The 19,294-nt window shown below is 72.0% G+C and carries 19 protein-coding genes; 8 read left to right on the top strand and 11 right to left on the bottom strand.

Translation table 11 applies throughout. The features are described from left to right. The first annotated feature begins 62 nt into the window (after positions 1-62). The 4 genes from AB0I67_RS03000 to AB0I67_RS02985 are packed head-to-tail and all read left to right on the top strand — an operon-like array spanning position 63 to position 3,615. Positions 63-1,532 carry an LCP family protein gene (locus tag AB0I67_RS03000; RefSeq protein WP_357916642.1) on the top strand — a complete coding sequence of 490 codons (1,470 nt, stop codon included), beginning with the start codon at positions 63-65 and terminating at the stop codon, positions 1,530-1,532. Between the two features lie 14 nt (positions 1,533-1,546). Continuing rightward, complete coding sequence (locus AB0I67_RS02995; RefSeq protein WP_357916640.1) at positions 1,547-1,906, top strand: STAS domain-containing protein; 360 nt, start codon at positions 1,547-1,549, stop codon at positions 1,904-1,906. Positions 1,907-1,957: 51 nt separating this feature from the next. Beyond that, entirely contained in the window at positions 1,958-2,788 is an 831-nt protein-coding gene (locus tag AB0I67_RS02990; RefSeq protein ID WP_357916637.1) for a GNAT family N-acetyltransferase, read from the top strand. Continuing rightward, on the top strand, positions 2,785-3,615 hold the full coding sequence (locus tag AB0I67_RS02985) for an LLM class flavin-dependent oxidoreductase (protein WP_357916635.1): 831 nt from the start codon (positions 2,785-2,787) through the stop codon (positions 3,613-3,615). The genes AB0I67_RS02990 and AB0I67_RS02985 overlap by 4 nt, the downstream gene beginning before the upstream one ends. 3 nt (positions 3,616-3,618) lie before the next feature. Here AB0I67_RS02985 and AB0I67_RS02980 read toward each other — a convergent pair whose 3' ends face one another. Both AB0I67_RS02980 and AB0I67_RS02975 read right to left on the bottom strand, forming a co-directional pair. Continuing rightward, positions 3,619-4,686, bottom strand: coding sequence for a YihY/virulence factor BrkB family protein (locus AB0I67_RS02980; RefSeq protein WP_357916632.1), 1,068 nt, complete (start codon positions 4,684-4,686; stop codon positions 3,619-3,621). After that, a complete protein-coding gene (locus tag AB0I67_RS02975) occupies positions 4,686-5,558 on the bottom strand; it encodes a LysR family transcriptional regulator (protein WP_357916631.1) in 873 nt (290 codons plus the stop codon). The genes AB0I67_RS02980 and AB0I67_RS02975 overlap by 1 nt, the downstream gene beginning before the upstream one ends. 80 nt (positions 5,559-5,638) lie before the next feature. Here AB0I67_RS02975 and AB0I67_RS02970 point away from each other — a divergent pair, with 80 nt between their 5' ends. Further along, the gene (locus AB0I67_RS02970) at positions 5,639-7,024 is read left to right on the top strand and encodes an MFS transporter (RefSeq protein ID WP_357916628.1); all 1,386 of its coding nucleotides are present in this window, start codon (positions 5,639-5,641) and stop codon (positions 7,022-7,024) included. Here AB0I67_RS02970 and AB0I67_RS02965 read toward each other — a convergent pair. From AB0I67_RS02965 to AB0I67_RS02955, 3 genes are all read right to left on the bottom strand, one after another. After that, complete coding sequence (locus AB0I67_RS02965; RefSeq protein WP_357916625.1) at positions 7,021-7,734, bottom strand: hypothetical protein; 714 nt, start codon at positions 7,732-7,734, stop codon at positions 7,021-7,023. The genes AB0I67_RS02970 and AB0I67_RS02965 overlap by 4 nt on opposite strands. A 95-nt stretch (positions 7,735-7,829) precedes the next feature. Continuing rightward, positions 7,830-8,267 carry a pantetheine-phosphate adenylyltransferase gene (gene coaD / locus AB0I67_RS02960; RefSeq protein ID WP_357916622.1) on the bottom strand — a complete coding sequence of 146 codons (438 nt, stop codon included), beginning with the start codon at positions 8,265-8,267 and terminating at the stop codon, positions 7,830-7,832. 24 nt (positions 8,268-8,291) lie between these two features. After that, entirely contained in the window at positions 8,292-8,693 is a 402-nt protein-coding gene (locus tag AB0I67_RS02955) for a TetR/AcrR family transcriptional regulator C-terminal domain-containing protein (protein WP_357916619.1), read from the bottom strand. Positions 8,694-8,945: 252 nt separating this feature from the next. Here AB0I67_RS02955 and AB0I67_RS02950 point away from each other — a divergent pair, with 252 nt between their 5' ends. Beyond that, positions 8,946-9,557: a dihydrofolate reductase family protein gene (locus AB0I67_RS02950; RefSeq protein WP_357916616.1), complete on the top strand. Its 612-nt coding sequence runs from the start codon at positions 8,946-8,948 to the stop codon at positions 9,555-9,557. Positions 9,558-9,566: 9 nt separating this feature from the next. Here AB0I67_RS02950 and AB0I67_RS02945 read toward each other — a convergent pair whose 3' ends face one another. Together AB0I67_RS02945 and AB0I67_RS02940 are read right to left on the bottom strand one after the other, a co-directional pair. After that, complete coding sequence (locus tag AB0I67_RS02945) at positions 9,567-10,634, bottom strand: nitronate monooxygenase (RefSeq protein WP_357916613.1); 1,068 nt, start codon at positions 10,632-10,634, stop codon at positions 9,567-9,569. A gap of 11 nt (positions 10,635-10,645) precedes the next feature. Then, positions 10,646-11,260 carry a flavodoxin family protein gene (locus tag AB0I67_RS02940; RefSeq protein ID WP_357916611.1) on the bottom strand — a complete coding sequence of 205 codons (615 nt, stop codon included), beginning with the start codon at positions 11,258-11,260 and terminating at the stop codon, positions 10,646-10,648. Positions 11,261-11,353: 93 nt separating this feature from the next. Here AB0I67_RS02940 and AB0I67_RS02935 point away from each other — a divergent pair, with 93 nt between their 5' ends. Then, the gene (locus tag AB0I67_RS02935; protein ID WP_357916608.1) at positions 11,354-11,986 is read left to right on the top strand and encodes a TetR family transcriptional regulator; all 633 of its coding nucleotides are present in this window, start codon (positions 11,354-11,356) and stop codon (positions 11,984-11,986) included. A gap of 25 nt (positions 11,987-12,011) precedes the next feature. Here the strand turns inward: AB0I67_RS02935 and AB0I67_RS02930 are convergent, their stop codons facing one another. Continuing rightward, a complete protein-coding gene (locus AB0I67_RS02930) occupies positions 12,012-12,599 on the bottom strand; it encodes a DUF4240 domain-containing protein (RefSeq protein WP_357916605.1) in 588 nt (195 codons plus the stop codon). Positions 12,600-12,751: 152 nt separating this feature from the next. Next, a complete protein-coding gene (locus AB0I67_RS02925) occupies positions 12,752-13,909 on the bottom strand; it encodes an acyl-CoA dehydrogenase family protein (protein WP_357916602.1) in 1,158 nt (385 codons plus the stop codon). A 97-nt stretch (positions 13,910-14,006) separates the two neighbouring features. Here AB0I67_RS02925 and AB0I67_RS02920 point away from each other — a divergent pair, with 97 nt between their 5' ends. Then, entirely contained in the window at positions 14,007-15,347 is a 1,341-nt protein-coding gene (locus tag AB0I67_RS02920) for a UDP-glucose/GDP-mannose dehydrogenase family protein (RefSeq protein WP_357916600.1), read from the top strand. A 145-nt stretch (positions 15,348-15,492) separates the two neighbouring features. On the opposite strand, the gene helR is transcribed toward AB0I67_RS02920, so the two are convergent. Together helR and AB0I67_RS02910 are read right to left on the bottom strand one after the other, a co-directional pair. Continuing rightward, positions 15,493-17,643 carry an RNA polymerase recycling motor ATPase HelR gene (gene helR, locus AB0I67_RS02915; protein WP_357916597.1) on the bottom strand — a complete coding sequence of 717 codons (2,151 nt, stop codon included), beginning with the start codon at positions 17,641-17,643 and terminating at the stop codon, positions 15,493-15,495. A 50-nt stretch (positions 17,644-17,693) separates the two neighbouring features. Next, positions 17,694-18,923, bottom strand: a complete 1,230-nt coding sequence (locus tag AB0I67_RS02910; RefSeq protein WP_357916594.1) for a glycosyltransferase — start codon at positions 18,921-18,923, stop codon at positions 17,694-17,696. Positions 18,924-19,294: the final 371 nt, after the last annotated feature.

Raw genomic sequence — 19,294 nt, 5'->3', positions numbered from 1 at the left:
TACTGTACGAGCAGGGTGGTTGGGCAATCTTGACGGTTGCCGGTCTTTACGGTGGAGGCAACGTGGAGGACGCCGGGATCAGTGTGGGCGGCGACGCCTACGGAGGCGTCACCCTGCCGCGGTCGGCTCGCAAGAGCCCACGGCGGCGGCGCCGCAACCTGATCCTGTCCGGCGCGCTGTCGTGCGTGGTGCTGGCCGGCACCGGCGCGGTCTGGGCGACCTCGACCTACGGCCTCGGCGGCTTCGAGGCGGTCGAGGCGGGCGCCTCCGGCATCCAGTCCGACGGGGCGCTCAACATCCTGCTGGTCGGCGTGGACAAGCGCGACAACCTGTCCCGGCGCGAGCAGCGCGACCTGCGCCTCGGCCGCGAGGTGGGCCAGCGCACCGACACCATGATGCTGATCCACCTGTCGGCCGACCACCGCCGGATCGCCGTGGTCAGCCTGCCGCGCGACTCCTGGACGACGATTCCCGGCAAGGGCCACCACAAGATCAACTCGGCCTACCAGCTCGGCGGGCCGTCGCTGACGCTCAAGACGGTCCAGCAGGCCACCGGGCTGCCGATCAACCTGTACGTCGAGGTCAACGTGCTGGGCTTCATCGACGTGGTCGACTCGCTCAAGGGCGGGGTCACCGTCTGCACGCCGGTGCCGATCAACGACAAGAAGATCAATTTCAACCTGGCGGCCGGCACGCACCAGCTCGACGGGATCCAGGCGCTCTTCTACGCCCGCACGCGCGCCACCGTCCGCTCCGACTTCGACCGCATCGACCGCCAGCAGCAGGTCATGTCCGCGCTGCTGGACAAGGTGCTCAGCCCCGCGACGCTGACCGACCCGGCGGCGCTCGGCAAGTTCATCAAGAGCGTCCAGGCGAGCGTGAAGATCGACCCGCAGAAGGATCTCAACTCGCTGGTGACGCAGTTGCGCGACACCTCGCTCGACGACGTGCGCTTCGCCTCCATCCCGATCGCCGACCCCGACTACCGCACGCCCACCGGGGAGTCGGCGGTCAAGTGGGACCAGGCAGGAGCCAAGGACCTGTTCCGCCGGATCGCCGCCGACGAGGACCTCGGCCGGCCGAGCCCCTCCCCCTCGGCCTCCGCGCCCGCCACGCCCACGGCCAGCCCGTCGCCGCTGACCGTGCCGCCCGCGCGCATCACCATGCGGGTGCTCAACGGCACCGACATCCAGGGGCTCGGCGCCCGCACCCGCGACGCGTTGCTGGCCTCGGGCTTCGTCATCCCGGAGACCGCCGGCAACACCCCGAAGAAGGACTTCACCCGCACGGTCATCCGCTACGGCCCCGGCCGCGAGGACTCCGCCCGCACGGTCGCCGCGGCGCTGCCCGGAGCCGAGCTGAAGCTCACCGACAAGCCCGGCATCGAGGTCGTGCTCGGCAGCGACCAGCCCAAGGTGCGCAAGGTGAAGGCGAACGCCGTGGTCACGCCCAGCCCGTCCGCCTCGGCCTCCGCCGCCCCGACGGCCGCACCGGTGACCAGGACGGCAACCCAGAACATCTGCAAAAATTAGGCATACTCTTCCCAATGCAGGGCAGTTCGCTCATCATGGTGGTCAAGTCCAGGTGGGAGAGCCCCTGCATCGTGCTGGAAGTCATCGGCGACCTGGATTCCTCTGGAGTCCCCCGGCTGCGCGCGGCGATCGATTCCGCCTGCGCGTCCGGAACTCCACCCCATCTCGTCCTCGACCTGACCGAGGTCCCGTTCTGCGACTCGACGGGGCTGGGGCTGCTCGTCTCCACCCTCAAGCGGGTACGGCAGGCGCGCGGCCGGCTGGTCCTGGTCCTCGGCCCCGGCATGATCGCCCGGTTGCTGACGATCACCAACCTCGACGGGCACTTCGAGACGACCGATTCGCTGCCCGACGCACTGCTGGCCGCGGCCTGACCGGCTTGTCTATGATCGTGGCGAGAATCCCGGCTCCGGAGGCTCGCCACCTTGTTCGAGCAGTTCCCCGAGCCTGCCCGATCCCAACTGGTCGCCGCGGGCGAGGAGGGCAGGACGCGACCCGAGTGGTGTTTCGCCCGTGGCCCCGTGCGGGTGGCCTTCTGGGCACCGTACCGCGGCGCGGACCCGGTCGTGACCTGGCACTTCGAGCCCGGCCCCGACCCGCGTGCGGGCTCGGCGCTGCTGCGTGAGGCGGTCGGCTCGCTGGGCGTGCCGAAGATGATCCACGACATCGCGCTCAAGCCCGGCCTCACTCCGGTCCTGGACCGCTCCACCGAGCACGCCGCGGTGCTCGGCGCCGGCTTCGAGCTGGAGGTCGAGCGGCACCGGCTGGAGTGGCAGGCCGGGGCCGACCTGCCCGCCGATCCCGGGCGGCTGACCTACGTCCCCGCGCTCGACCTGGGCGAGCAGGCCGTGCTCGACCTGCTGGTGCGCATCTCGCGCGGCTCGCTCGACCACGACACCCGCGTCGAGCTGGCCACCAGCGGCGCGGAACACGAGGCCCGGGTCATGTACGCCGACCTCGTCCACCGCCGCGCCAAGCCGAGCTGGTTCGCCGTCGGCCTGCTCGGCGGCGAGCCGGTCGGCCTGGTGGTGCCGGACGACCACTCCATCGCCTACATCGGCGTCGTCCCCGAGCACCGCGGGCACGGCTTCGTCGACGACCTGCTCGCGTACGGCACGCGCACCCTGGCCGAGGCCGGACTGGAGCGCATCGTCGCCGCCACCGACGTGGCGAACACACCGACCGCCGCGGCGTTCCGGCGCGCTGGCTACGCTGAGGTCGGCCGCCTGTTCCGCTACTACTGGAGGGGCCGATGAGGCTCGGTGTGATGTTCGACCGCGGGCTGCCGCCCGAGGAGCTCGTGCCCTTCGCCCGGGCCCTGGACACCATGGCCGGGATCGAGGACCTCTGGGTCGTGGAGGACCTCGGCTGGACCGGCGGGCTCACCTCGGCCGCCACCGCGCTCGCGGTCACCTCCCGGTTGCGGGTCGCGGTCGGCATCACGCCCGCGCCGCTGCGGAACCCGGCGCTGCTGGCGATGGAGCTGGGCAACCTCGCCCGCCTGCACCCCGGGCGCTTCGTCGCCGGCATCGGGCACGGCGTGCGGGAGTGGATGCGGCAGGCCGGCGTGGCGCCTCGATCGCCGCTGTCGCTGCTGGAGGAGACCCTGGTCTCGGTGTCCGCGCTGCTGCGCGGCGAGCAGGTGAGCCTGGACGGCCGGGAGGTCCGGCTGGACGGGGTGCGGCTCGTGCATCCGCCCCAGGTGCCGCCGCCGCTCATGACCGGCGCGATCGGGCCCAAGTCGCTGGCGTTGTCGGGGCGGCTGGCCCAGGGCACCATCGTGCCCGAGGGGTACGGGCCGGAGCGGGTGCGGGCGGCCCTGGAGGCCATCGCGCCCACCGGGCCGCACGAGCTGGTGGTGCTCACCTACCTGTGCTCGGGCGAGCTGCCCGAGCCTCTGGCGGCGGAGATGGCCGGGTTCCTCCAGGTGCCCGCGTCGGAGGTCGCCTCACTCTCCGGCACGCCCGACGAGGCCGTCGCGCGGCTCCGCGCGTTGTGGGAGGCCGGGGCGGACACGGTCGTCCTGCGGCCCACCGGCCCGGAGCCGCTCCGCCTGGTGGTCGACCTGCTGGGCGCGCTGTAGGGGTTACCGCTCGGGCGGGTCGGCGGGCGTCGTGGCCTTGGAGCGGGTACGGCGGGCCGCACGGATCAGGCCGCGGGCCGCGGCGATGGCGGCCGAACCGACCGCGCCGACCAGCGGTTCCCGCTCCTCCTGCGCGCTGGGCCCGGTGTCGGGTTCCGCCGGATCCACGCACCCGGCCCGGCAGGCTTCGAGCTGCGCCGCGAAGGCCAGACCGAGGAAGAGCGCGATCGAGCTCAGGAACGCCCAGAGCAGCAGCGCCATGATCGCCGTCAGCGGCCCGTAGGTGCTGCCGAAGGTGCCGCTGCTGCCGGTGTAGAGGGAGAGCCCGAAGGTGAACACCGTCCACAACGCCAGAGTGACCAGCGCGCCGAAGGCCAGCCAGGTGTGCCCGGGCTGCCGCCGCCGGGGCGCGGCGCGGAACAGCACCGAGGCCGAGGCGAGCGCCAGCAGGAAGCCCACCGGCCAGCGCACCACGTCGAACCCGAACCGCAGCCCCGGCCCCCACCCGTACACCTCGGCCAGCGCCCCGCCGATCGCGCCGCCGCCGACCATCGCGGTGAAGCCCGCGACCATGAGCGCGCCCGCCGTCGAGGCGAGCACGACCGCTCTGCCGTACTTGCGGTGGAAAGGACGGTCGCGTTCCATGCCGTAGATCCGGTTCGCGCCGCGCTCGACCTGGGCCATGGTGCTGGTCAGCGAGACGAGGGCGGTGACGAGGCCGAGCACCAGCGCGACGACGTCCCGCCGCCTGGCGCCGCCGCCGAGCACGTCCATGACCGCCGCGCCGCCCTCGCCGGGCGCCAGGCGGGCCAGCGCGAGCTCCAGCACCTGACCGAGGTGCTCCTGGTGGGTGACCGAGCTGAGGCCGACCAGGGCGATCGTGCCGGGGATGATCGACAGGCAGAGCTGGAACGCGAGCGCTCGCGAGTGGCTCATGCCGTCGCCGTAGCGGAAACGGACGAAGGAGTCGTGGGCCAGGTGGCGGAAGCCGTACTGGCGCAGCGTGGTCCACGCGTCGTCGGCGGACAGCTCCATCGTGCGCGTCTGCGGCACCAGTGTCGCGGATCCCATTATCTAATGATTTCAGGAATGCTGGCCGAATAGAGCAGGTCACGCAGGTCGGGCTCCGTTTCGCGGTCGGCCCGCCACACCAGCCTCATCCAGCACTCCTGCAGTTCCTCGGCGAGCGGCACCCGCACCAGCGTGCCCGCATCGAGCTCGGCCGCCAGCGTGAAGTCCGGCAGCAGCACCGCTCCGATGCCCTGCGCTGCCCAGCTCCGCGCCACGAAAACGCTCGACACCCGGGCCAGGTCGTCGTGCGGGGCGAGATACCGCTCGGTCAGCACGTGGAAGGAGCACGCCTTCGGGCCCAGGATCATCCGGTGCCCGCGCAGCTCCGCGCGCGTCACCGGCCCGCGTCCCGCGAGCGGGTGATCCCCTCGTACCGCCAGCGTCGGGACCACCGGTTCGAGGTCCACGTACGCCAGCTCGGGCGGCAGCGCCGCCACCCGCGAGTCGAGCGTCAGCCCCGCGTCCAGCTCGCCGCCGCGCACGCGCTCCATCAGGTCGGTGTGGTTGTCGGCGCGGTCCACCCGCACGTCGAGGTCGGGCCGCGTCTCGCCCAGCCGGCGCAGCAGGCTCGGCAGGCGGGTGGCGATCATCGTCTCCATCGCGCCGAAGCGCAGCGTCCTGGGCAGCCCGGCCACCTCCCGGCGGGCCCGTTCCACCTCGTCCAGCAGGCGTGGCGCGCGTGAGCTCAGCCGCTCGCCCGCCTCGGTCAGGTCCATGCCGCCGTGCCGCCGCACGAACAGCGCCACGCCCAGGTCGGCTTCGAGCACCCTGATCTGCTGCGACACCGACGACGGCGCCAGGTCCAGCGCGGTCGCGGCGTCGGTGACCGTACGGTGCTCGACGACGGCCAGGAAGGTTCGGAGCTGTCGCATCTCCACGATTCGGATTAACCGCACGAAGGGTGCGGTTCTTCCGGTGGAGCGGTGGGGGTGGCCGCTTCGATGCTGGGGCCATGCTCGACACCCGTACTACTCCGTCGGCCGGTCTGCGGCTCCTGGGCCTCTCCACCGGCTTCTTCATGGTCCTGCTCGACAGCAGCATCCTGAACGTCGCCCTGCCCGACATCTCCGCCTCCCTCGGCGGGACCCTCACCGGGCAGCAGTGGACGGTCAGCGCCTACGTGATCGCCTTCGGCGCGCTCCTGCTCTCCAGCGGCGCGCTGGCCGACCGCTTCGGCGCCGGGCGGGTCTTCCGCCTGGGCCTCATCGCCTTCGCCGCCGCCTCTTTGCTTTGCGCGCTCGCGCCCAGTCTGCCGTTGCTCGTGCTCTTCCGTGCCTTCCAGGGAGCCGCCGCGGCGGCCATCCCCGCCAGCACCCTGTCCCTGCTCGGCGCCCTCTACCCCGCCCCCGCCGCCCGCGCTCGCGCCGTCGGCACCTGGGCCGTCCTCACCGGCCTCGGCTTCGCCGCCGGGCCGCTCGTCGGGGGTCTGCTGGTGGACCTGGGCGGCTGGCGGACCATCTTCCTGGTCAACCTCCCCCTGGCCCTCCTCGGCCTGGCCCTCACCGCGACTTTCCGAAACGCCGCCACCCCCTCTTCCACCTTTCCCGCCGCCGCTTCGAGCGTCCCCCCTCTTGGGCCCGCCGAGCGACCCGCCGCCCCCTCCTTGCCCACCACACCACTGGACTGGCGCAGTCAGACCGCCGCCGTCGTCACGCTGGGCCTGCTCACCGCGGCCGTGCTGGAGCGCAGCGCACTCCTCGGCCTGCTCACCCTCCTCGCCCTCCCGATCCTCCTCCTCACCGAGCGCCGCAGCCCCGCCCCCGCCTTCCCCCCGCGCCTCCTCCAGATCCGCCGCCTCCGCCGCGTGACCCTGCTCGGCACCGCCCAGCAGTTCGTCATGGCCTCCGTCCTGTTCACCCTCGGCCTGTACTTCCTCCAGGCCCGGCACCTGACCCCCGGCCAGACCGGCCTGGCCCTCCTCCCGTACACCATCGGCCCCGCCACCATCGGCCCGCTGGTCGGCCGCCTGGTCGCCGCCCGAGGGCCCGAACTCCCCACCCGGCTCGGCCTGACCCTCGGCGCCACCGGAACCGCCCTCACCGCCCTGGCCATCCTCACCGGCGCGCCCCTCCCCCTCCTCATGACCGGCCTCCTGATCGCCGGCCTGGGCACCCCGCTCACCCTCGTCCCCCTCACCGCCATGACCGTCGCCGCCGCTCCCCCCGGCACCGGCGGCGTCGCCGGCGGCCTGTTCAACGCCTTCCGCCAGGTCGGCGCCGCCCTCGGCGTGGCCGGACTCGGCGGCCTCGTTGCCCTCGCCGGCCCTGTCGAGGGCACCGCCACCGCCCTCGCCCTGGGCGCCGCCGTACTCGCCGGCGCCGCCGTCCTCCGCCCCTAACCCTCCCGAGCCGTCGTGTGCACGTACCCCACCACCGCGGCCAGCAGGAGCACCCCCCACAGCAGGAAGACCGGGTACGTCCCCGCGAACCCCCAGTTCCCGTCCAGGACCTCCTCCCCTCCCCCAGGCGCGCAGGTACGGCTGACGCCGAACGCCAGGCAGCCGGTCATCATCGCCCCGTACTGCGCCACCAGCAGCCCCACCACGGTCGCCCGAACGACCGCGACCCACCTAGGCACTCTCCACCCCCCGATCACCCGCCCCCACCGACTGACCAGCCCCAGCGTCAACCCCGCGCCCGCCACGGGCCCGGCCACCAACACCCCCCAGAACACCGGCGAACCCCCCAGCTCCCCGATCCCGGCCCCGCCCGCCACCCCGAACGGCACCCCCAGCCCCCACAGCAGATGCGGCACCGAGAACCCGGCCACCGGCACCGCCGCCGCCCCCCACGTCACCACTCTGATCCACCGGCTGGGCCGTACGTCCGGTTGTGCACCTCGCCCCGCCTGCCTTCGTGCACTCCACCCCGCCAGCACCCCACCCAGCACCAGCCCGACCCCACCCAGCACGAGCTGCCACCCGAGCGCCGGATCGTCCGTCTTCCCGAACACCAGCCGCATGACCACGTTCCCCGGCGCCACCACCGCCAGCCCGGCCGCCCCCACCCACCCGGCCGCCAGGATCAGACGCCTCGCAGAAGCTCTCATGACCGCCACGCTAGGCAGCCCGCCCTGCCACCGGTTCCCTCCAAGGAGGGAACCCCCTCCCTCCTCCGGGGGACCACTATCCCGAGCGAAGCCCCTTACCGGCGATCGGTCGCAGTCGCCCGGACCGCCGTCGAGGAGATGGCCGCGAGTTCAGGTCGGGCCGGGAGGAACAGGGTCGTGATGCCCAGTGCCTCGTTCATCGTGGCCAGCTGGGCTTCGCGCTCCCCTTCGAAGGCGTTTCGTACGCCTCGGATGATCACGTCGGCGGCGTGGGCGCGGCAGTAGTCCACGGTCAACCCGCTCCAGGCGGCGACCGACACGTTTTCCCACTCCGCCGGGAGGCCCGCCTGGATGTCCCGCGCGCGTTCCGCGCCGGCCTTGGTGGGGCGCTTGGCGTCGTTGACGGCGACCAGCACCGTCACGTGGGCGAACAATCGCCGCGCTCGCTCCACGATGTCCCGATGGCCTTCGGTGAAGGGGTCGAAGGTTCCGGGGTAGACGGCGCGGGGGCCGTCGGCAGGCTGGGGGAGCATCGCCACATGCTATGTGCTGCCCTGTCACTGATCGGCTGCGCCGTACGCTTCGACGCGCGGCCGGCGGGCGCGCTGGGCGATGAGGGCTTCCACGCCGTCGAGGAGCCGCTGCAGGCCGAACTCGCGGCTGCTGTCCAGGGTGGCGTCGCCGGACGAGGCGAGGGCGGCGCGCAACGCCGGAACACGGTCGGCGGCGTGGTCGGGCAGCAGCCTGAGGACAGGGCTGGGCTGCCGCTCCGGCGTCCATGGCTGGGTGCCGGCCGCCGCGACGGAGCGGGTGTTGCGGACGTGGCCGCTGAGCAGGAGGACCGCGTCCATCTGCTCGCCTCCGCTCAGGCCGCTCCCGGCGAGGGCGGCGACCGCGGCCTCCGTCCAGCCGATCTCCTTCGGGCCCATGACGCGCTCGCCGACGGTGGCGTCGGGCAAAGCCGAGCTCGGCGGCGACCCGTTGCATGGACAGGGCGGCGAGCCCCTCGGCGTCGGCGAGGTCCATCGCGGCCTTGGCGATGTGCGCGAGGGTGAACGCGGGCTTGGGCCCTCGGTTCGGCGGCTGTCGCACGCCCCAGAGCAGCTCCACGGTGCTGTCCGAATCGAGCCTCCATAAGCCGGACGCTTGCTGCATACGCAGCGTCCGGCGGAAACTGTTTCTTCGCTCGTCGCCAGCGACAAGGGGGCACCATGCCTGAGAACACCGGCCAGCAGCGCAAGGTCATCGCGGACGCCGTCGTCTCGATGGACGGCTACACCAGCACCGGCCCCGAGGACGACATGAGCTGGGCCATGGAGCACATCACCAGCGAGCAGAGCGAGATCATGTACGAGGGGATCTGGCGCGGCGTGAGCACGGCGGTCGTCGGCCGGGTCAACTGGGAGGGCTTCACGTCGGTGTGGCCCGGCCTGACCAGCGACCCGGCCAGCTCGCCAAGGACCCGGGACCTGGGGAACTGGCTGGCCACGGTCGAGAAGGTGGTCATCTCCACGACCCTGGAGCAGAGCGACCTGGACAAGACGGAGTGGACCAACGCCCGGGTCTCCCGCGACCTCGAAGCCGAGGTGCGCTCGCTCAAGGCCGCGCCGGGGCGGGACATCCTCGTCATCAACAGCGCCAGCATCATCAAGGCACTGCTCAAGGCCGACCTGATCGACGAGCTCTGGATGACCGTGGTCCCGGCGACCCTGGGTGGTGGGGTACGGCTGCTGCCCGACGGCCTTGCCTCGACGTGGCGGCTCTCCCACGCCACCACCATTCCGGCCACGGGTGCTGTCGCCCTCTGCTACCGCCGCCCTTGATCCACCGCCTCAGGTGTGGCCCAGAGTCCGCGCGGCGTCGGCGACCAGGGCTTCCAGGTAGTCGCGGGCGCTCCGGGGCGTGGTCAGCGGCGCCGCCTGGCCGGACCACAGGTTGACGAGGTCGGGCAGGCCCCGCTCGGCGGCCGCCCGGCGGATCGGCAGCATGAGCGCGTTCTGGATGGGATACGGGGGCACCGCGTCCTCGTACGGGCGCAGCTCGCGTACGAAACGGTTGGGGATGCCGCGAGCGAGCCTTCCGGAGAAGAGCCTGGTGAGCACGGTCGTCCGGGCGTCGGGCCCATGGAGCGCCCGCTTGTGGACCGCACTGGCGCCCGACTCGTCCGTCGCGAGGAAGCCGGTGCCGATCTGCACTCCGTCCGCGCCGAGGACGAGGGCGGCGGCCACGCCCCGGCCGTCGGCGATGCCGCCCGCCGCGATGACGGGTATCGTCACCGCGTCGGCCACCTGGGGCACCAGCGAGAAGGTTCCCACCAGCGACTCGTCGACGGGCCGGAGGAACGCCCCCCGGTGGCCGCCCGCGTCGCTGCCGGACGCCACGACGGCGTCCATGCCGGCCGCCTCCACCGCCACGGCCTCGTCCACCGTCGTCGCGGTGCCGATGGTGCGGATACCGCGCCGCCCGGCCTCGGCGAGCACCTCCGGGGAGGGGATGCCCATGACGAAGCTGATCACGGGGGGAGCCGCCTCGACGAGGGCCTCCACCTGCTCGGCGAACGACGGCGACGGGGGCAGGCCCGGTCCGGGCGCGGGGACACCGAGCTCCTCGTAGTAGGGGCGGAGCCGGTCGATGTGGGCGGCGAGCTCGGCGGGTTCGGTCTCCCCCGCCTGGGGCACCCACAGGTTGACCGCGAAGGGCCGGTCCGTGGCCGCCTTCAGCTCCGCGACAAGCTTGGTGATCTGCTCGGGTTCGAGGATGTGCGCGCCGAAGGAGCCGAGGCCGCCGGCCTCCGACACCGCGGCGGCCAGCCGTACGGTGGACAGCCCTCCCCCGAAGGGACCTTGCACGATGGGGTGTTCCAGGCCGAACAGCGCCTCGACCCGTCCTCGCGTGATCATCGCGTGTCCCCTCAGCCGGCTGCGACGCCGGTGAACGCCCGGCGCCCGTGCGCCAGTTGCGTGGCGGTCAGGGCCACTCTGCGGCCGAGATTCTCGGCGGTCATCAGATCCGACGTCAGGGGCGCCTCCTCGGGGCCGAGGTCGGACGGGGACTGCGCCATGGCGCCGAGGAAGCCGCCCAGCCTGTTCAGGTCGTCGACGCTTCCGGTCGAGGTGTAGAGCCAGCCGGGCGGCAGGCCCAGGTTCACCCAGTGCATGCCGTGCTGGGCGGCGAACAGGGCGATCGACGTCAATGTGTTGAGCTTGTCGCCGTTCAGGCCCGCGGAGTTGGTGAAGCCGGCCGCGACCTTGTCGCGCCAGCCGAGCGTGGCCCAAACGGAGCTGCTGGCCTCGGCGAACGTCTGGAACGCGCTCGACTGGCTGCCCATGTAGGTCGGTGAGCCGAAGACGATCGCGTCCGCCCGGCCGAGGGCGGCCCACAGCTCGTCGTCCAGGACGGTCACATCGCGCAGATCGGCCTGGGCCCCTGGCACGGAGGACACGCCGGCCGCGACCGCCCGTGCTTGGCGGGCCGTGTGGCCGTGGCCGCTGTGGAAGGCGATGGCGACGGTGATGGGTTCTGACATGGACGGTCCCTTTCTCGGATCTCGATGGAGGCGACACTAGACGACCGGTCAACTAATCTGCAAGTCGTAGTTGACCGGCCGTATACTCGCCGCATGGGACGATCCAGCACCGCGCACGAGCGACTCCTCGACGCCGCCTGCCAGCTGATGCGGCGACGCGGGTACGCCAGCGTCGGGGTCGCGGAGATCTGCGCCCTGGCCGACGTGCGGAAAGGCAGCTTCTACCACTTCTTCGAGTCCAAGCAGGCGCTCACCCTCGCGGTGATCGACAGCCACTGGGCCGGGCAGCGGATGGAGTGGGTGGCGACCTTGTCGCAGCCCGGCAGCCCCCTCGACCGCCTCGAACAGCTCTTCCGTGCCACCCGGACCACTCAGGAGGCCCTGCGCGAGACCGCCGGAGCGGTCAGCGGCTGCCTGCTCGCCAACCTGGCGCTGGAGCTGAGCGGCCAGGAAGCCGCGGTCCAGGCCCGCCTTCGGGAGGTCTTCGAGGACGAGATCGGGCTCATCCTGTCGGTGCTGGAAGAGGCCGCCGCTGCCGGGGACATCCCGGCGGCCAGCGCCGGCCGCGGCACGGCCCGGGCCATGGTGGCGCAGATGGAAGGCATGATCCTGTTCGCCAAGCTGAACGACGACCCTGCTTTGCTCGACGAGCTGTGGGCCCAGACGGCACGCCTCCTGGGCGCGGGAGACGCCGAAGCCTTGGAAGGTGCGGCCGGTCGCGCCTAGATGACCTAGGCGGAAGAAAGCCATCTCATGACGGAGTCGTGCCTTCCAGGCGAGCCCGGTACTCGATCAGGCCGGGCAGGTGTCGTTCGACCTCGGCCTCGTCCTCGAAGTCCCAATGCTCACCGTCACCGAAGCTGTTCCAGTCACTGACCACGCCGAGTTCAGCCGCACGAACGGTGAGCGCGTCCGGCATGGAATCGATGCCGGAAGCGGAGACCACGTCATAGGCCTTTTGAGCGACGTATCCGAAGCGCTCGAACTCTTGGGTCCGACAGTCCTCGTCGGTGAGGGAGTGGAGGACCTGTGGCAACTCCGCGATGCGGTCAGGCGACTCGGCTGCGAACTCGAAGGCGTCACGGCCCAGGCTGATGAGCCACCGCACGAAGTAGAGGAATCCGTCGCCTGACCCGAACCCGTACAGGTGCCAGTACATCCCGTACATGTCCCACACGTGGATACGCCGTTCAGCTAGGTTCATCCACACCTGGTAGTCGAGGATCTCCTCCACCGGCAGGGTACGCAGGTGAGCATCCAGCCACGCCAGACGCTCGGCCCTGGAGCCGCTCTCCCTGTCGGACCGCTCGACCAGGTCCCAGAAGCCGTCGATGTCCATGACGTGCCATGGTCCCAGCCACGGGGCAGCCGCACCACAGGCCGGGGTCCGGGGCGGCAGCCCCGGCTGGGGGTGCGGGGGGGCTCGGCCCCCCGCTAAGACGAGCCCCCCGCACGCGCGAAGCGCGCCCCGGCGAAGGCCCGAGCAGTCAGCTACTTGAGGAGCTGCCGAGCCATGACCATCCGCTGGATCTGGTTCGTCCCCTCATAGATCTGCGTGATCTTCGCATCCCGCATCATCCGCTCGACCGGGAACTCCCGCGTATACCCATACCCACCCAGCAACTGCACCGCATCCACCGTGATCTCCATGGCCGCGTCGGAAGCCGCGCACTTGGCCGCGCTGGACAGGAAGGTGAGGTCCTTCTGCGGCTGCCCGTGCATGGCGAGCTCGGACTTGACCGCGGCGTGGTAGGTGAGCTGCCGGGCGGCCTCCAGCTTCATCGCCATGTCGGCGATCATGAACTGCAGCCCCTGGAAGTCGGCGATCGGCTTGCCGAACTGCTTGCGCTCCTTGACGTACCCGATCGCGTAGTCCAGGGCGCCCTGGGCGATGCCGAGGGCCTGGGCGGCGATGGTGACCCGGGTGTGGTCGAGGGTGGCCAGCGCGGTCTTGAAGCCGGTGCCGGGCTCGCCGATCATGCGGGAGGCGGGGATGCGGACGTCCTCCAGGATGACCTGGCGCGTCGGGGAGCCCTTGATGCCGAGCTTCTTCTCCTTCGGCCCGAAGGAGACGCCTTCGTCGTCCTTCTCCACGACAAAGGCGGAGATGCCGCGGGCGCCTTCGCCGGGGGCGGTGACCGCCATGACGGTGTAGTACTCGGAGACGCCCGCGTTGGTGATCCACATCTTGGTGCCGTTGAGCACGTAGTGGTCGCCGTCGAGCACCGCGCGGGTCTTCATGGCGGCGGCGTCGGAGCCGGCTTCGGCCTCGGAGAGCGCGTAGGAGAACATCGCCTCGCCGCGCGCGACCGGCGGCAGGTAGCGCTGCTTGAGCTCATCGGAGGCCGACAGCAGCAGCGGAACCGTGCCGAGCTTGTTGACCGCCGGGATCAGCGAGGAGGTGGCGCAGGCGCGGGCGACCTCCTCGATGACGATCACCGCTGCCAGCGCGTCCGCGCCCGCCCCGCCGTACTCCTCGGGCACGTGCACCGCGTGCAGGTCCGCCGCGACGAGGGCCTTGTAGACGTCCCAGGGGAACTCGGCCGTCTCGTCGGTCTCGGCGGCGCGGGGCGCGATCTTCTCGTCCGCGATCGCCCGGACGGTCTCGCGCAGCATCTCGTGCTCTTCGGTGGGCGCGTAGAAAGACATGGCACAAATACTAGGACGTCCGAGCATCTTGTTACTAGCCGGTACGGTTTGCCGGAGTAAGGAGGTGGCACAGAGGTAGTAGCGGGGGGCCGGTAACATGCGTCCCGATGAAGGGAGCCTCCACGTGCCAAATCGCCTGACGGTGATCGGAACCGGTTATCTAGGGATCACCCACGCGGCGTGCATGGCTGATCTCGGCTTCGAGGTTCTCGGCCTCGACATCGACGCCGACAAGATCCGCCGGCTGCAGAACGGCGAACTGCCCATCCACGAAGAGGGCCTGGAGGAGCTGCTCCGGCGCGGCCTGGCTTCCGGCCGCCTGCGGTTCACCACCTCCTACGAAGAGGTGGCCGCCTTCGGCGACGTCCACTTCCTGTGCCTCGGCACGCCGCAGAAGAAGGGCGAGTACGCCGCCGACGTCTCCCAGCTCGACAGCGCCATCGAGGCGCTCGCGCCGCATCTGACGCGCGACTGCCTGGTCGTCGGCAAGTCCACCGTCCCCGTCGGCACCGCCGACCGGCTCGCCGAGCGCCTGCAGCGCCTCGCCCCGGCCGGTGCGGGCGCCGAGCTCGCCTGGAACCCCGAGTTCCTGCGTGAGGGCTTCGCCGTCCAGGACACCCTCAAGCCCGACCGCATCGTCATCGGCGTGCGCTCGGCGCAGGCCGAGGAGAAGCTGCGCGAGGTCTACGCGCCGCTCGGCGAGATCCCGATCGTCGTCACCGACTTCGCCACCGCCGAGCTGGTCAAGACCGCCGCCAACGCCTTCCTCGCCACCAAGATCTCCTTCATCAACGCCATGGCCGAGGTCTGCGAGGCCGCGCACGCCGACGTCAAGCAGCTCGCCGAGGCCCTGTCCTACGACGACCGCATCGGCGGACGCTACCTCAACGCCGGTCTCGGCTTCGGCGGCGGCTGCCTGCCCAAGGACATCCGCGCCTTCATGGCCCGCGCCGGCGAGCTCGGCGCCGACCAGGCCCTCACCTTCCTGCGGGAGGTGGACGCGATCAACCTGCGCCGCCGCGCGCGCATGGTCGATCTCGCCCGTGAGCTGGCCGGCGGCTCCTTCCACGGCTGCACCGTCGGCGTCCTCGGCGCCGCCTTCAAGCCCAACTCCGACGACATCCGCGACTCCCCCGCGCTCGACGTCGCCGTCACCATCGGGCAGCTCGGCGGGCTCGTGTCCGTCTACGACCCGATCGCGCTCGACAACGCGCGCAAGGCGCACCCCGAGCTCAGCTACGCCACCTCCGCCGTCGAGGCCGTCCGTGGCGCGAACGTCGTGCTACTGCTCACCGAGTGGGCCGAGTTCCTCGCGCTCGACCCCGGCGAGCTGGGGTCCGTCGTCGCCACCCGCAAGATCGTCGACGGGCGCAACGCCCTCGACCCGACCGTCTGGCGCGCCGCCGGCTGGCACTACCGCGCCCTCGGCCGCCCCTGACCCGCCCGTGCCGGGCTGACCTCTTCCAAGTCCCGGTACGGCAAGCATGGGTCAGACCCAGTCGCCGCACGTGGCCGGGCCCTGTCCAGGGAGACGGCCAGGAGGTGTGCGTGGCCGGCCGCCGTGACGGCCGGCCACACACCCCTCAGGCGCTGGTGAGGATGACCAGCCGCTGGGTGGCGCGCGTCATGGCGACGTAGCGGTCCACCGCGCCCTCGATGCCGTCGCCGAAGCGCTCCGGGTCGACCAGCACGACGAGGTCGAACTCAAGCCCCTTGGCCAGTTCCGGCGTCAGTGACCGCACCCGGGCGCTCTCCGCGAAGCCCGGGGCTCCGATGACGCATGCCGTACCCTCGGCGTGGTCGGCGAGCCAGCCGTCCAGGACGGCGGCGAGCTCCGAGACGGAGCCACGGACGACGGGGACGCCGCTGCTGCGGATGGAGGTCGGCACGTTGGCGTCGGGCAGCGCGGCCCGGATGACCGGCTCGGCCTCCGCCATGATCTCCTCGGGCGTGCGGTAGTTGATGCTGAGCGAGGCCAGGGTGACCCGGTCGAGCCCGATCCGCTCCAGCCGTTCCTGCCACGTCTCGGTGAACCCGTGCCGGGCCTGGGCGCGGTCGCCCACGATGGTGAAGCTGCGTGACGGGCAGCGCAGCAGCAACATCTGCCATTCGGCGTCGGTGAGCTCCTGCGCCTCGTCCACCACGATGTGCGCGAACGGCCCGGCCAGCACGTCCGGGTCGACGGTGGGCAGCTCGGACTCGTCGATGAGGTTGCGCTGGAGGTCGGCCCGGCCGAGCTGGGTCACCAGGCCCTCGCCGTCGTCGTCGGCCTCGATGAGGTGCTCGACGACCTGGGCCATGCGCTCGCGCTGGACCGCCAGCGCGGCCTCCTGCCTGCGCTTGCGCCGGGAGGTCTCGGGGTCGCCGAGCCGCTGCCGGGCGGCGTCGAGCAGCGGCAGGTCGGAGACCGTCCAGGCGTTGGGGTCCTCGCGCTGCAGCCGCCGGATCTCCTCGACGCTGAGCCACGGGGCGCACATCCGCAGGTAGGCCGGAACCGACCACAGGTCGCCGACCAGGTCGTTCGCCTCGATCAGCGGCCAGGCGCGGTTGAAAGTGGTGAGCAGCTCCCGGTTCTGCAGCAGCGACTTGCGCAGCAGTTGGGGGGCGACGTCGCCGTCGTGCTTGTCGGCCAGGATGGTGATCAGGGCGGCCCAGATCTGGTCGCGCGCGTCGTTGTGCGGGGTGCCCGGGTCGGGCGCGTCGAACGCCTCGGCCCAGTCCTCGGGGCTGAGCCAGATGTCCTCCCAGTGGGTGGTGATCGACATGCCCTTGTCCGGCGCGTTCTCGTAGAACTTGACCGCCGGCTCGATGGCCTTGACCAGGTCCGCGCTGGCCTTCAGCCGGGCCACCTCCGGGTCGCTCTCGATCTTCGCCTCCGCACCTTCCGGGACCAGGTCGCGCAGCGTGCAGAGCTGCACGCCCTCCTCGCCCAGGCTGGGCAGGACGTCGGCGACGTAGGCCAGGTACGGCTGGTGCGGGCCGACGAACAGCACGCCGCCACGGTGGTGCCCGAGGCGCGGGTCGGAGTAGACGAGGTAGGCGGACCGGTGCAGGGCGACGACCGTCTTGCCGGTGCCCGGGCCGCCGTCCACCACCAGCGCGCCGCGCGAACCGGCCCGGATGATGGCGTCCTGGTCGGCCTGGATGGTGCCGAGCACGTCCCGCATCCGCGGCGAGCGGTTGGCGCCCAGGCTGGCGATGAAGGCGGACTGGTCGTCGAGCGCGGCGGCGTGCCCCTCGAACCCGTCGGCGGTGAACACCTCGTCCCAGTAGTCGCTCACCCGGCCCCGCGTCCAGCGGTAGCGGCGGCGGTTGGCCAGGCCCATCGGGTTGCCGTGGGTGGCGCCGAAGAACGGCTCCGCCGCGGGCGAGCGCCAGTCGAGCAGCAGCCGCTGGCCGTCCTTGTCGGTGAGGCCGAGGCGGCCGATGTACACCGGCTCGGGGTCGTCCTCGGCGACCATGTGCCCCAGGCACAGGTCCAGCCCGAACCGCCGCAGCGCCCGAAGGCGCGCGCTCAGCCGGTGGATCTCCAGGTCCCGTTCGAGCGCCTCGCGGCCCTTGCGGCCCGGCGCCAGGCGTTCGGCGTCCAGCCGCGCGGACAGCTCGGCGATCGACTGCTCCAGGCTCGCCGCGATGGCGGCGAAGTGCGCCTCGTCCCGGGCGATCAAGGCCGGGTCGGCCTTGGCCGCCAGGTGCTCGGGAAGGTCGAACGCGCTGGTGGACAGCGGGGTCACTACATCGGCTCCGATCTGCGTAGCTCTTTCGGCATTGTTCTGGTGGCGGCTCACGCGGACGGCATCTCCCAGGTGGCGGGGTCCAGCAGCAGCTTCGCCGCCACCTCGGCCCCGTCGGCGCGGATGCGACCGGCGACGGCCGCCGCGCGGTCACGGACCTCGTCGCTCAGCGCCACCCTCAGCCCGGCCGACAGCGACTCGACCGTCGGGACCGGCCCGTCGTGCGCCGCCCCGATCCCGAGCTCGGCCACCCGCCCGGCCCAGTACGGCTGGTCGGCGCCCTGCGGCACGACCACCTGCGGCGCGCCCGCCCGCGCGGCCGTGGTCGTCGTCCCCGCCCCGCCGTGGTGCACGACCGCCGCCACCCGCCGGAACAGCTCCTGATGGTTGGCTTCGTGTACGGCGAGGCAGTCGTCCTGGTCGTCGACCAGCGCCAGATCGGCCCACCCGCGCCCGATCAGCACCCGCCGTCCCTGGGCGCGCACCGCCTCGATCGCCACCTCGGCCGCGTCCGCCGCCTTCCGCATCGGCATGCTCCCGAACCCGACGTACACCGGTGGGGCGCCCGCCGCCAGGAACTCCGTCACCTCGGGCGGGAGCGGCCGTTCGTCCGCCGAGATCCACGCGCCCGTCTGCACGACCTGGAGCGTCCCCCGCCAGGGGTCCAGCACCGGATCCGTCGCCAGCCACGGCCGCTTCCCGATCACGTAGTCGCGCACGTGCCGGACCGGCGCCATCCCGGCGGCCACCCGGCTGCTGTTGAGCGCGTCCCCGAACAACGCGTCGATGCTCTGCGCGTCCAGCTCCCACAGCTCGGCGTTGCCGGTCACCTCCGGCGGGAACGGCCGTCCCAGGTACGCCAGCGGCGCATGGGCCGGCGAGGGCAGCGTGACCTGCTGGAACGTCACCGACACCGACGGCACCCCCAACCGCTCGGCCACCGACCGCGCACCGGCCGCCGCCGGCATCATCCCGGTCGCCATCAGCACGTCCGCCCCTTCGGTGGCCTCCGTGACCGCCTCGAACTGGCTCGCGATCACCTCCGCCGCGCGCCGTGGCAGATCGGCGGGCGCCGGCGGCTGCTTCGCCGTCGTCAGCGCCTTGGCCGACGGGCCGACCGGCACCAGCGGCACCCCTACCCAGTCCAGCCGCGCCGTGAAGTCCTCGTCCGGCGGCGCGCACACCCGCACCTCCGCACCGGCCTCCCGTAGCTTCACCGCCAGCCCGACCAGCGGCTCCACGTCACCGCGTGACCCGTACGTCGACAACACCACTCGCACTTGCTCGTCCCCCGTTTTCGCAGCTTCTGGCCTCGGCGGACGATTCTGCGCCATGACCGGGGGCTTGTGGCAAGCCCCCTGGTGCGCTATACGTTGAGAGTGGAAAGGAGTGACGCCTCCTCTTTTCCCTCGGGCAGCCACACCCCGCTTCTCTCCCACCGCGCCGCGAATCTTACCTACCGCCGACCTGGGCGGGTTGTTCACTCACCGCGCCGACGTGACCGTCCGTCCTGGGGCTGTGATCACCGGGGTGCCCTGCCCCTCACCATCCCCTTCTGACCGACCCGCCTCACGCTCGGGCCCCCGGCGAGGGCTTATGGGGAGCTGGGCCCCCATCAGAGGAGCCCAAGCTCGAACGCGTGAAGCGCGCC

Source organism: Nonomuraea sp. NPDC050310 (assembly GCF_040655795.1).
Taxonomy (GTDB): Bacteria; Actinomycetota; Actinomycetes; order Streptosporangiales; family Streptosporangiaceae; genus Nonomuraea.
Note: the sequence above shows the minus strand (reverse complement) of the source record. Positions and strands in the feature narration are given on the sequence as shown.